Below are 12,113 nucleotides of genomic sequence, written 5' to 3' on the forward strand. Positions count from 1 at the left end.
GATCAGATGTCCCGGGCAGGAGACGCAGTCGTGGGCGTTTTCCCGCGATAGGCCATGTAGTAGAGCAACGGGATGAGCACCAGGGTCATCAGCGCGGAGACCAGGATGCCGAAGATCAACGAGATCGCCAGGCCATTGAAGATCGGGTCATCCAGAATGAAGAAGGCGCCAGCCATGGCGGCGATGCCGGTCAAGAGAATGGGTTGCGCGCGCGTGATTGCCGAGCGCATGACGGCTTCTTCCAGGGCAACGCCGTCTTCCACCTGTCGGCGGATGAAATCGACCAGCAGGATCGAATGACGCACGATGATGCCGGCCAAGGCGATCATGCCGATCATGCTGGTCGCGGTGAACTTCGCCCCGAGCAGGGCATGGCCAGGCATGACGCCAATCAGGGTCAGCGGGATGGGTGCCATGATGATCAAAGGTGTCAGGTAGGAACGGAACTGCGCCACTACCAGCAGGTAAATCATCAGCAACCCGACCGCGTAGGCGGCACCCATGTCACGGAAGGTTTCGTAGGTGATTTGCCACTCGCCATCCCACTTGAGGCCGTAATCGCGCCAGGTGTCGGCAGGTGCCTCGATGAACGCTTCGACCAGCGGCCCGTCATTGGGTGTTTGCAGTCCCGACAAGGCATCGCGAACGGCAAACATGCCGTACAAAGGGCTGTCGTTCTTGCCTGCCATGTCGGCAGTCACATAGTGAACGGGCAACAAGTCCTTGCGGAAGGCCGGTTGCTCGCGCACGCCTTCGGTCAGTGTCACGAACTCGCGGATCGGAACCGCCTGGCCGCTGCTGGTGCGCACGCGTAACTGCAGCAAGGTGTCCAGATCGCCATGACGTTCGGCGGGCAGTTGCAGCACCGTCGGCACGGGATACTTGCTTTGGTTGTGCAGCCATGTCGCGGCGTCTCCCGACAGTCCCGCCTGCAGCGTGGTCACGATGTCCTGTTGCGAAACCCCAAGCAAGGCAGCCTTGCTGCGATCAATCACCAACTGAGTGCGTGGCGCGGCCTCAATGCTGCTGTCATCCACATCGACGACGCCAGGTGTCGATTCAAAGATGGCGCGCAGACCTTCTGCGACGGCCTTACGACCCGCCGCATCCGGGCCATACACTTCGGCCACGATGGGAGCCAGCACCGGCGGCCCCGATGGCACTTCCACGACTTTGAGGTCGGCACCGTAACGTGCCGCGATAGCTTGCAGTTCGGGGCGCATCCGCATGGCGACAGCATGGCTCTGCTCCGAACGATCAGCCTTGCCGACCATGTTGACCTGCAAGTCGCCGACATCGCCGTTGCGCCGCAGCGCGTATTGACGAACCAGCCCGTTGAAGGTGATGGGGGCGGACGTACCCGCATAGGCCTGCCAGTCGGTCACCTCTGGTTGTTGCGCGACATAGGCGGAGAGTTCGCGCAACACCGAAGCGGTTTGTTCCAAAGGTGTTCCCGCCGGCATGTCGAGCATGATCTGCAGCTCGGACTTGTTGTCGAACGGCAGCATTTTGAGGATCACCAATCCGGCAACCGGAAGCGCTAGCGACAGGCCGACCAGGGACAGGGCTCCCAACGTCACGGCAAGCCGCCGACGCGCACCGCGCTGGGCATCCAGCAAGGGCTTGAAGATGGCCTCAAGCACCGTGGCCATACGTGCGGTGAGTCCACCCGATCCCGCATGAGCGGGCGATTTCTTCATCCAGATCCGGCAAAGCCAAGGTGTGACCGTGAACGCGATGGCCAGCGACAGCAGCATGCCCATGCTGGCATTGATCGGGATGGGACTCATGTATGGCCCCATCAGGCCGGTGACAAAGGCCATAGGAAGCAGTGCAGCGATGACGGCGAAGGCGGCCAGGATGGTGGCACCGCCCACTTCGTCGACAGCGCCGGGGATGATCTGCGCCAGTGTCTTTTCGGGGTATAGCGCCTGGTGCCGGTGGATGTTTTCGACCACCACGATGGCATCATCGACCAGGATGCCGATCGAGAAGATCAGCGCAAACAGTGAAACGCGGTTCAGCGTGAAGCCCCACGCCCAAGAGGCGAACAAGGTCGCCGCCAACGTCAGTACGACAGCGACCCCGACGATGGCGGCTTCGCGCCGGCCTAGCGCCAGGAATACCAGCGCCACCACGGACACCGTGGCGAACAGCAGCTTCTGCATCAACTGCTGGGCCTTGTCGTTGGCGGTGGCACCATAGTTGCGCGTAATGACTGTTTCCACCTCATGGGGAATCAGGGTGTTCTTAAGTTCCTCCATCCGCTCGACCAGTGCGTTTGCGACACTGATGGCGTTCTCGCCCGGCTTTTTCGTGATGGCCAGGGTGATGGCGGGATATTCGCGACCCGCAGTCTGCGCCGCGTCGCCGACTTCGCCATGCCATACATACTGCGTCGCGGGGCGCGCGCCATCGCGCACCGTGGCAACGTCGCGCAGATAAACGGGGCGTCCATCGTGCACGCCAACAACCAACTCAGAGACTTCTTGCGCATCCCCAAGGAACGTACCCGCCTCAAGCCGCACTGCACGGTTGGCCCCCAGCAGTTCACCCACCGGCATGCCGACATTCGCTGTCTGCAACGCATGGCGCAAGTCGGAGATGGCAAGGCCACGGCTGGCCATCCGTTCTGCGTCCAGTTCGATGTTGATGGCACGCCCAGGGCCGCCGATCGCGTAGACATCGCGTGCGCCGGGAACCCGCTTGAGTTCGGTTTCGATGCTGTGCGCGACATGTTGCAGATCCAGCGCACTCGCATCGTCGTCGCGCGAGAACAGTGTCAGCGCCACGATGGGAACATCATCGACGCCCAATGCTTCGACCAAGGGTGAACCAATCCCGAGACCTTGGGGAAACCTGTCGGCATGTGCGCTCAACGTCTCGTTAAGCCGTACCACGGCTTCCTCACGCGGTACGCCAACATGGTATTCGACCGTCAGGATGGCGATGCCCGGCTGCGTGACGGCCATGACATGCTTGACACCCTCTATCCGAGACAGGAACTGCTCGGCGGGAATGGTGACCATCTGCTCGACATCAACGACCGAGGCCCCTGGAAACGGTACGGTGACACTGGCTATCGTCACGTCGATCTGCGGTTCTTCCTCGCGAGGCGTAACCAAAATGGCGAACACCCCGAGCAAGAGTGCGACCAGGGCCAACAAGGGCGTGATCTGAGTGTTCTGAAAGTACGCGGCAAGACGCCCTGTAAGGGCCAGGCGATGACTCATGACCCGTTCCTCAGCGCTTGCGGGCGGCGAGCGCCGGGTCGAGTGCGACGTGCTGGCCCAGAGACAGGCCGGACAGGACTTCGACGAAATCACCGTTGAGCGGCCCCGTCCGAATCTGCCGCAACATCGGGCGGCCGCTATCGTTGAGCACATAGACGCCGGTCACTTCCGCTCTGCGAATGACGGCCGACGCGGGGACATACAGACGTGGACTGTCGGTGGCAGAGGCGAGGTACACCCGAGCAAATGCGCCAGGAATCGCTTGCGGCACATCGGCAGGAAGCTCAAGACGCAGCTCGACGGTGTGCGTACTGGGGTCTGCATGGGGAATCCACTGCACGTTCTTGGGTGCAATGGCGGAGCCTTCGGCGTGCCCCAAGGTCAGCCGCGAAGGTGCCTCTTGTGAGCGCCTGGAGAACAGGGTTTCAGGCACTTTTGCGCTGACACGCAATGCGCTCGGATCGTACAGCGTCAGCAAAGGCTTGCCAGGCATTGCCATGTCGCCTAGCGCTACTGGAACTTCCGAGACGATGCCGTCATAAGGGGCCTTGATGACATAGAAGCCGGACTCGATCTGTGATGCGCCCGCCGCTGCCCGTAGGGCATTGGCTTCGGCCTGGGTGCTGTGATGCCGGGCTTCGGCTCTGTCCAGTGCCGCGCGGCTGATGTAGTTCTGATTGAACAACTCGCGTTGCCGCGCTAACTCCTTTCTGGCCTCATCCTGTTGGGCTTGTGCGGCCAGTACCTGGGCTGCGCTCGCCGCCGCGTTCTGCTGTGCAGCTCTCGCGTCCAGCTTCAGCAACTCCTGCCCAGCGCGCACGGTGTCTCCCGCTTTGACCCGAATATCCACAATGGCGCCCGCGACTTGTGCGGTCACCCTGGTCTGCCGGATCGCCTCGACCACGCCATCAATGGGCGTGACATGCTCGTGAGCCTGATGCGTCACGGGCGCACTGGCTAGCGCTGTTGAACCCGTCGGTTCTGCCTCTGTGGCGACGGCCGCCACACCGCCATATGTGAACAGCAAGACCGCAAGCGCCGATTGCGCACCTCTGACAAACATCATCCGCCCCATTCGTTGGAAAAAAGAGGCTCATTATTTGCGCAAGTACGCAAATAGTCAAATAGTCAAATACGCAATGATGTATGTATGCAGGTTGTCAAATTTGGCGTAGACTGGATCTGTACCGGTTGTGTCCCTGATATTTCGCCATGAGTTCTCCACCTCCCCAAGCGTTCCACCATGTGGCCGCCTACTTCCAAGCGCTGGCTGAACCCACACGTTTGCAGATCATCAATCTGCTGCGAGAGGGGGAGCGCAACGTGGGAGAGTTGGCACAACTCTGTGGTTTTTCTGCTGCAAACATTTCCCGCCATCTCACGCTTTTGACCCAACGCGGTCTGGTCAAGCGAGAAGCCAGAGGCACGGCGGTGTACTACCAGATCGCTGACGACTCCATTTATAGCCTGTGCGATCTGGTGTGCAGAAACGTCATGCAACAACTGCAGCACGCGGCAGAGCAGCAGTCCCCGTTACAGGAGCTGCTGGAGCAGCGTTCGGATATCGCTCATTGAAATCCATCCATGTACGCAGCCAAAAGAAGACCTGATCAGCACATCATTGACCAAGAGGGTCAGCAGCTTCTGCGCGAAGTACTCCCCAAGCCATGGCTCCTTCGTGAGTACAGACCTGATTACGGCTTGGATTTCAGCGTCGAGGTTTTTAAGACGTTAGATCCTGTCGAGGGTAAGCGGCCAATGCACGAAACGCTGGGCGAACATTTTTTTGTGCAGCTAAAAAGTGTTGATGACCCAGAGATCAAGCCACTCGATATTTATGGCCGTGGCAACGTCGAAAAGGCGATGGAACTACTCGATCGTGGGGATAAGATTGCGACCCTTGATACCTATAGGTTCTCGCTTGAAACAACAGAGTTGGTCACCATTGAGCGAATGGGGATTGGCATTCCCGTTCTTCTGGTCATCGCGGATCTGAAGTCTCGGCGCTGCTCCTTCGTCTGCCTTAACGATTACATCGACAAAATATTGATTCCTCGACACGAGAACTACCGGAGCAAAGGACGCCGTACAGTTCACGTTCCGGTGGGCAATGAAATAGGCAGTGAGAGAGGAACGGTTGCGCTGCGCTGGTACGCGAAAAGAGCAAAACTGATCGCAGCCTTTCAACGGTTTACGTACCAGTTTTCGGAACTCCAGTGGGCGGCTGAAGGGAACTGGCAAGAGCTTGCTCAGTATTTTGGGAAGCGTATCGCCGAGTATGACTTTTGGGATGACACTGAAATGTGTGCTCCCATCCCATACCATGGTCAAGGCTTACGTAAATTCCTAGCGGAAGGCAGGCCACATTACTTCCATTCTGACTCGGTGGCCTACGCTGCTCTACCTGAAGAAGAACAGGCCATTTTCAAACAGGCTGATGTGTTTGAACTGTGGCGTTCTCTCTCGTTGCTGCCAAAAACCTACGAAGACGTATGGCGGGAGTGGTTCTTGCCATCTGCCCTTGGCCACATGACATCTTAATTTTCTTCATTCTTCCTCGTGGGAAATAGCCCTTGTTGGCGCTAGTTCGGATGCGCGGAAAGAGCTTGTCGAGCGTGCGATAAAGGCATTTCTCGCCTTCCTAATAAGCTTCCCAGGGAGGAGCGGTTGATCCTGTATCCGTAGCGGCGGCTACCCATCTGGCTCTTTAGTCTCGCTTAATCGACATCGGCCACCATCCAAGCGTTTTTGCTTGGAGGATTAGATTTGTCGGCGTATCGAAAAGTCTGGATGATGACTCTGCTGTGGTGTCTTGCCATCGGCAGTGCATGGGCGAGCAGCGGGCTGTTCTCATGGGGGCGCGAAACTGAGTTCCTGGAGGCAACCGAGGTCTTCAAGCTCGGGGAAGTCCGTCAGGATGCCGATGGACTGGTCATCGCCGGGCAGGTTGCCGACGGCTATTACGTCTACCGTCATTCCTTGAAGCTGACGGATGCTCAAAGCCAGCCGCTTGCACTGGATCTGCCCCAGGGAATTGCCAAGCACGACGAGTTCTTCGGCGATACCGAAATCTTCACCGATGACTCACTTGAGCTGCGTCTGCCTGCAACGGCATCAGGTGCCGCCACCCTGCATTGGCAAGGCTGTGCGGAAGCCGGGATCTGCTATCCCCCGCAGACGATCGCGGTGAACCTGCCAGCAACGCAGGCGGTTGTGCGGGCTGTCCCCGCGCAGCCTTCTCGCTCGGGCAACGCAGCACAACCCGAGAAGGAGACTCAGGCACCGCAAGCAGCCGACAGCACCGCGATGCAGCCCGATGATTCCGGGCAGCCATCAGGTGCATCCCCAAACACCACTACACCCTTGCCGGCTGTGCAAGCAGGAGAGGCGGTCGCGGAAGATCAGGCGGCCGCGCAGCGGCTTGCCTCCTTGGGGCCTGTCATGGGTACGCTGCTGTTCTTCGGGTTTGGCTTGTTGCTGGCGTTCACGCCTTGCACGCTACCCATGATTCCCATTGTCTCGACGATGGTGGTGGGCAGTCGTGCTTCGCCGCGTCGTGCCTTTGTCCTGTCTTTGGCTTACATCCTGGCGATGGCAGGCACCTACGCTGCGGTTGGCGTGGCGGCAGGCTTGGCAGGTGCAAATTTGCAGGCAGCGTTGCAGTCACCCTGGTTGTTGGGCGCCTTCGCGGCGCTGTTCCTGATTCTGGCCAGTTCCTTGTTCGGTCTCTTCGAACTGCAACTGCCGGCGGCGCTGGTCAACCGGGTTGAGTCTGCGGGACGCGGACGCGCTGGCGGCAGCGTGGGCGGCGCGGCAGCGTTGGGGTTGCTCTCCGCGCTACTGGTGGGGCCGTGCATGACGGCTCCGCTCGCCGGCGCGTTGCTCTATATCGGACAAACCGGCAGCGCGCTGCAAGGTGGGCTCGCATTATTCGCGTTGGGTCTCGGCATGGGTCTGCCACTGCTGGTGATCGCCGTGTTCGGTGCCCGTGTACTGCCTAAGCCGGGGGCCTGGATGGATCGGGTTCGCGTGGTTTTTGGCTATGTCATGGTAGGCATGGCCATCACGATGCTGGTGCGCTTCCTGCCGGGAACCGTGAGCTTGATGCTGTGGGGTGCCTGGGGACTGGCGTTGTCAGTGGGGCTGATCGCCTGGGCGCAGGCATCGGTCGAGCGGCAGCGTGCGGCCTGGACATTGCGCTTTGGCGCAGCCTTCGCCGGAATCTGGTCTGTGCTGATGCTGGTCGGAGCGGCATCGGGCGCGGACTCCGTGCTGCAACCGTTGGCGCATGTGCGTAGCGCAGCGCCTGCTGTCGCCACGGCAACACCTGGCCTCAGCTACGTAGCGGCCAAGTCTGTCGAGGATGTCGATGCGCGACTGGCTGAGGCCGGGGCGCGCGGCGAGTGGACGCTGATCGACTTTTATGCCGATTGGTGCGTGAGTTGCCATGTGATCGAGCGCAACGTGTTCGGCGATTCCGTCGTCGCGCAGCGACTGTCGCACATGCAGATCGTGCGGCCAGACGTAACGCGCAATGATGCCCTGGATCAAGCGTTGCTCAAGCAGTGGGGGGTGATGGGGCCGCCTACGTTGATACTGGTGGGGCCGGACGGGAAGGAGCGCCGTGACTTACGCGTAGTTGGCGAAATCGACGCTCGTGCGTTCCTGGCACGGCTCGATGCGGCAGGTACACCATGACCAGCATCGGCCCATTTTCCATCCGGGTGGTCATCGTCTTCGTCGCCGTACTGGTGGCTTGGACAGTGGCTCGCACCCTGGCCAAACGACTGCTGCCGGACACGCCGTACAAGGCGGCTGGCGGCATGATCTTCGATGCGCTGCTCTTGGGATTGCTGTTCGCGAGGCTGGCCTACATCGCACAGTGGTGGCGCGAGTATTCGGCAGCCCCGATGTCCATGCTTTCCATCGGCGATGGGGGGTATGCGTGGTGGGCCGGAATACCAGCGGCACTGATCTTCATCGCGTGGCGAACGCGCGCGCAACGGCCCTTGCGGCGTCCGGTACTGGCCGGGGTGTTGGCAGGGATTCTGACTTGGGTAGGCGCGGGTGGTGTGATCGAGCTGTTGCAACGCTCCGCGCCACCGCTGCCCGAACTGCAATTGGCCTCGCTCGATGCCCAGCCCATTGACCTGACCGCATACCGGGGGCGTCCGATCGTGCTCAACCTATGGGCGAGCTGGTGTCCCCCTTGCCGGCGTGAAATGCCGGCCTTCGAGCAAGCGCAGCAGGCATTTCCGGATGTGGCCTTCGTGATGCTCAACCAGGGCGAAAGTGCGCAGCAGGCTCGCGCCTTTCTGCAAAAGGATGGGCTGCACTTCTCGGATGTGCTGCTCGACCCTTCGTCGCAGGCCATGCAGGCGCTGGGATCGCGCGGCCTGCCCACCACATTCTTCTTCGATGCGCAGGGCCGCCTGGTGCACTCGCACATGGGCGAGCTGACGCTCGCCACCCTCAGCAGCGCCGTCAAGCGCCGCTTTGCGCCATCGCTCGAACACAGCCAAGACAAGGAGTAACGCCAACATGTTGATCAAACGCACTTATCCATCCTCCATCCTCGCTCTAGCGCTCATGCTGACAGCCGCTTGCAGTCAAGCCGAAAACGGGCAGCGTCCGGCGTCAGTGCAAGCGCTGGAGGCACAGGGCCTGACCATCGTGAAGGAGTTCGATGTCGGCGCTGGCATGCGTGGTTTTGCAGGCGTGGCGGGTGACAACCCCGTCGCCATCTATGTCATGGCGGATGGCAAAGCCATTGTCGGCACCCGCTTGAATGAGCAGGGAGAACCGCTGGACGAAGAGACGCTGCAGAATCTGGTGGCCAAGCCCATGGCCGAGCAGGCTTGGGCGCAGTTGGAGTCAGCCACATGGGTGCTGGACGGCAAGGCCGATGCGCCCCGCATCGTCTACACCTTCAGCGATCCGAACTGCCCCTATTGCAATCGCTTCTGGGAAGCGGCTCGCCCGTGGGTGGATTCTGGAAAAGTCCAGATTCGGCACCTCTTGGTTGGCATCATCAAGGCAGACAGTGCTCCCAAGGCAGCGGCCATTCTGGAGGCAGCAGATCCCTCGGCTGCGCTGCAGGAGAACGAGCGCAATATCGGCACAGGAGGAATCAAACCAGCAGCCAGCGTCTCGACCTCTGCCCGCACTACCTTGGCGGCAAACCAGTTGCTCATGATGCAGCAAGGGTTTCGTGGGACGCCGGGAATCATCTTTCTGGATGAAGACGGTTCGCTGCAAAAGATCAACGGCATGCCTCAAGGGGCTGCACTCTCTCGGGCACTCGGGCCACGCTGAACCGGGCCTCGCGGTGAGACATCGCCTATGCCGATATGACCGTGGCTCACGGTCGGATGGCGGATGGAGATCGAGAGGAATGGGCGTGAGGCCATGTGCCATCCCAACAATGAAGGATCGTGATGACTCAGCAGTCCTTGAAAGTCGTTCTCCATGCGCCAACGGCCATGGCATTGCAACGCGCTCGAAACAATGCAACGAATCTTCGGCGCTCTGTACCTGATAGCGAGGTGCGCATCATCGCCAATGCCGAGGCGGTAGCGGCTGCGTTGGACTCTGCACCGCATGAACAGGATTCGGTGACCTATCTTTGTCCGAACACTCTGGATCGGATCAACAGATCATGCCGAGAGCCACTGAACTTGCTTGATGATCCTGCTGTGCTTGCCATCGCGAGATTGCAGCAGGAAGGGTGGAGCTACATTCGCGCATGATTCATAAAGCGCAGGCGCAGATCGAGCCGTATATCCCGCCCGGCTCGGGGGCACCCTTACTCTGCCAGCAGGCTGATGGGGATCTTGAGGTAACGCACGCCGTTGGATTCGGTCTCCGGTAAACGTCCCGCACGGATGTTGACCTGAATCGAAGGCAGCAACAACGTCGGGGCGGGAAGCGTGGCATCTCGCCGCTGACGCATTTCTGTGAATGCCTCGGCGCTGATGCCATCGCGCACATGCACGTTGCGCTGGCGCTCGTCGGCAACGGTCGATTCCCACGCATACACGTCCCGTTCGGGGGACTTGTAGTCGTGGCACATGAACAGGCGCGTCTCAGCGGGCAACGACAGCAGCCGCTGAATCGACCGATACAGCATGTCGACGCTACCGCCCGGAAAATCGGCGCGCGCCGTGCCGTAGTCCGGCATGAACAGTGTGTCCCCCACGAACACCGCATCGCCGATACGGTAGGAGACGCAGGCCGGTGTATGGCCCGGCGTGTGTAGCACCTCTACGGTCAACGCACCGATGGGGAAGGTTTCGCCATCGCGGAACAGTCTGTCGAACTCGCTGCCATCGCCTGAAACATCGTCCAAATTGAAGACGGGACGGAAAATCCGCTGCACGTCACGGATGTGTTCACCGATGGCAACGGGCGCACCTGTGCGCATCTTCAGATAAGGCGCTGCGCTCAGATGATCTGCATGCGCATGGGTTTCAAGAATCCACGCAATCTGCAATTCACGTGCTTGGGCGGCGGCCAGGATGCGATCCGCCGAGGCGGTGGAGGCCTTGCCGCTGCGATGGTCGTAATCCAAGACCGGGTCGATGATGGCGGCCTGGTGAGTGCGTGGGTCTGAAACCAGATAGCTCACCGTGTTGGTGGCTTCATCGAAGAACGCCTGAATGTCAGCGGAAGTAGGCATAGCTTGTCCAAGCAGAGTGCTGAAGTATTGAACTTAAATTAGTTTATGCTAAATTAGAACAATGCGAAATAATGACGCGATCGTGACGATGAAAGACAAGCAGTTCCTGCAACAAGGCGCCGCCCAGGCGGCTGCCATGCTGCGAACCGTGGGCAATGAGCATCGCTTGCTGGTGCTTTGCTTGCTGATCGAACACGGGGAGATGACGGTGGGTACGCTGCACGAATACGTTCCCCTGAGCCAATCCGCACTGTCCCAGCATCTGGCCAAGATGCGCGAGGAAGGCCTGGTAGCGTTCCGCCGAGAGGCGCAGACACTGCACTACCGAATCGAAAACCCCGACGTGGCCACTCTCATTGCCACGCTCAAGACGATTTTCTGCCCTTGAACCTGACTGCTCGGAGCCAATTGACGTGTCCCTGAATCCTATCTCTGCCCAAGCCGCCCTTGATCTCGTTGGTCAGGGTGCCGTGTTGATCGACATCCGTGCTGCGGATGAACATGCGCGCGAGCACATTGCCGCTGCACGCCACATTCCCATGGATCAATTGAAGACAGCGCTTCCGCTGGATGTCACGACAGGCGTCATCTTCCACTGCCGTTCAGGCAACCGCACGCGGGTCAATGCCGCTGCACTGGGCGCGTGCGTGTCCTGCGAGGCCTACGTATTGGAAGGTGGGCTGGATGCCTGGAAGAAAGCCGGGCTGCCTGTGGTGACCGATGTATCCCAACCCCTGGAGTTGCAGCGTCAGGTACAGATCACGGCGGGTGCGCTCATCCTACTGGGGGCGGTGCTGGGTGCCACCGTCTCACCTTGGTTCCATGCCTTGTCCGGGGCCATCGGTGCGGGACTGATCTTTGCCGGCGTGTCCGGCTTCTGCGGCATGGCTCGCCTGCTGATGCGCATGCCGTGGAATCGTAAGGCAGTGGCCGGTTAAACTGTCACCGGCCACCTTGCTGCAGCGCTCCTGGCTTTGCCTTCCCGAAGCCCCTATGTGGCTCCCAGCACGTAGATGTGCTGCTCCCGCAGACGGCTTGGAGTCGGGCTAACTTATTGCCCCGTATATGGTTTCAAGCCTAGCGTGGTTTGCACGAAAGGCTTGACACTGGCCATTTTTTATGGCGCGGGACAAGCAGGTATGCGGGCAGCCCGCGATGCGCATTGTTTGTTGGGGTGGCATCGGGTTCGCGTTTGACTATGG

Annotated in this window: 11 protein-coding genes; 8 read left to right on the forward strand and 3 right to left on the reverse strand. The window is 60.2% G+C overall.

Features of this window, described 5'->3' with window-relative positions; translation table 11 throughout:
* Positions 1 to 2: 2 nt before the first annotated feature.
* Both D5301_RS07180 and D5301_RS07185 read right to left on the reverse strand, forming a co-directional pair.
* Positions 3 to 3,233 (reverse strand): efflux RND transporter permease subunit, encoded by a 3,231-nt coding sequence (locus D5301_RS07180; protein WP_153855203.1) that lies wholly within the window; start codon positions 3,231 to 3,233, stop codon positions 3 to 5.
* Between the two features lie 10 nt (positions 3,234 to 3,243).
* The gene (locus D5301_RS07185) at positions 3,244 to 4,299 is read right to left on the reverse strand and encodes an efflux RND transporter periplasmic adaptor subunit (protein WP_153855204.1); all 1,056 of its coding nucleotides are present in this window, start codon (positions 4,297 to 4,299) and stop codon (positions 3,244 to 3,246) included.
* A gap of 146 nt (positions 4,300 to 4,445) precedes the next feature.
* Between D5301_RS07185 and D5301_RS07190 the strand changes: the two genes are divergently transcribed.
* The 6 genes from D5301_RS07190 to D5301_RS07215 all read left to right on the forward strand — a co-directional run bounded on the left by D5301_RS07190 (position 4,446) and on the right by D5301_RS07215 (position 9,982).
* Positions 4,446 to 4,808 (forward strand): metalloregulator ArsR/SmtB family transcription factor, encoded by a 363-nt coding sequence (locus D5301_RS07190; protein WP_153855205.1) that lies wholly within the window; start codon positions 4,446 to 4,448, stop codon positions 4,806 to 4,808.
* A 9-nt stretch (positions 4,809 to 4,817) separates the two neighbouring features.
* Positions 4,818 to 5,774, forward strand: coding sequence for a DUF4365 domain-containing protein (locus tag D5301_RS07195; RefSeq protein WP_153855206.1), 957 nt, complete (start codon positions 4,818 to 4,820; stop codon positions 5,772 to 5,774).
* Between the two features lie 249 nt (positions 5,775 to 6,023).
* Entirely contained in the window at positions 6,024 to 7,931 is a 1,908-nt protein-coding gene (dsbD, locus tag D5301_RS07200) for a protein-disulfide reductase DsbD (protein WP_194936610.1), read from the forward strand.
* A complete protein-coding gene (locus D5301_RS07205; protein ID WP_153855208.1) occupies positions 7,928 to 8,767 on the forward strand; it encodes a TlpA disulfide reductase family protein in 840 nt (279 codons plus the stop codon). Before dsbD ends, D5301_RS07205 begins: the two co-directional genes overlap by 4 nt.
* Before the next feature lie 7 nt (positions 8,768 to 8,774).
* Positions 8,775 to 9,548 carry a thiol:disulfide interchange protein DsbG gene (dsbG, locus tag D5301_RS07210; RefSeq protein ID WP_153855209.1) on the forward strand — a complete coding sequence of 258 codons (774 nt, stop codon included), beginning with the start codon at positions 8,775 to 8,777 and terminating at the stop codon, positions 9,546 to 9,548.
* Between the two features lie 122 nt (positions 9,549 to 9,670).
* On the forward strand, positions 9,671 to 9,982 hold the full coding sequence (locus D5301_RS07215) for a hypothetical protein (RefSeq protein ID WP_153855210.1): 312 nt from the start codon (positions 9,671 to 9,673) through the stop codon (positions 9,980 to 9,982).
* Positions 9,983 to 10,038: 56 nt separating this feature from the next.
* Here D5301_RS07215 and D5301_RS07220 read toward each other — a convergent pair whose 3' ends face one another.
* Positions 10,039 to 10,911: an MBL fold metallo-hydrolase gene (locus D5301_RS07220; protein WP_153855211.1), complete on the reverse strand. Its 873-nt coding sequence runs from the start codon at positions 10,909 to 10,911 to the stop codon at positions 10,039 to 10,041.
* Positions 10,912 to 10,999: 88 nt separating this feature from the next.
* Between D5301_RS07220 and D5301_RS07225 the strand changes: the two genes are divergently transcribed.
* Positions 11,000 to 11,299 (forward strand): metalloregulator ArsR/SmtB family transcription factor, encoded by a 300-nt coding sequence (locus D5301_RS07225; protein ID WP_194936611.1) that lies wholly within the window; start codon positions 11,000 to 11,002, stop codon positions 11,297 to 11,299.
* A 25-nt stretch (positions 11,300 to 11,324) separates the two neighbouring features.
* Positions 11,325 to 11,849, forward strand: coding sequence for a rhodanese family protein (locus D5301_RS07230; protein ID WP_034392213.1), 525 nt, complete (start codon positions 11,325 to 11,327; stop codon positions 11,847 to 11,849).
* Positions 11,850 to 12,113: the final 264 nt, after the last annotated feature.

The organism is Stenotrophomonas sp. MH181796 (assembly GCF_009659995.1).
GTDB lineage: Bacteria > Pseudomonadota > Gammaproteobacteria > Xanthomonadales > Xanthomonadaceae > Stenotrophomonas > Stenotrophomonas riyadhensis.

Coding starts and splice junctions, on each gene's coding strand:
- D5301_RS07215 (WP_153855210.1), top strand. CDS start 9,671: ATGACTCAGCAGTCCTTGAAAGTCGTTCTCCATGCGCCAACGGCCATG.
- D5301_RS07205 (WP_153855208.1), top strand. CDS start 7,928: ATGACCAGCATCGGCCCATTTTCCATCCGGGTGGTCATCGTCTTCGTC.
- D5301_RS07180 (WP_153855203.1), bottom strand. CDS start 3,233: ATGAGTCATCGCCTGGCCCTTACAGGGCGTCTTGCCGCGTACTTTCAG.
- dsbG (WP_153855209.1), top strand. CDS start 8,775: ATGTTGATCAAACGCACTTATCCATCCTCCATCCTCGCTCTAGCGCTC.
- D5301_RS07190 (WP_153855205.1), top strand. CDS start 4,446: ATGAGTTCTCCACCTCCCCAAGCGTTCCACCATGTGGCCGCCTACTTC.
- D5301_RS07225 (WP_194936611.1), top strand. CDS start 11,000: ATGAAAGACAAGCAGTTCCTGCAACAAGGCGCCGCCCAGGCGGCTGCC.
- D5301_RS07220 (WP_153855211.1), bottom strand. CDS start 10,911: ATGCCTACTTCCGCTGACATTCAGGCGTTCTTCGATGAAGCCACCAAC.
- D5301_RS07195 (WP_153855206.1), top strand. CDS start 4,818: ATGTACGCAGCCAAAAGAAGACCTGATCAGCACATCATTGACCAAGAG.
- D5301_RS07185 (WP_153855204.1), bottom strand. CDS start 4,299: ATGATGTTTGTCAGAGGTGCGCAATCGGCGCTTGCGGTCTTGCTGTTC.
- dsbD (WP_194936610.1), top strand. CDS start 6,024: ATGATGACTCTGCTGTGGTGTCTTGCCATCGGCAGTGCATGGGCGAGC.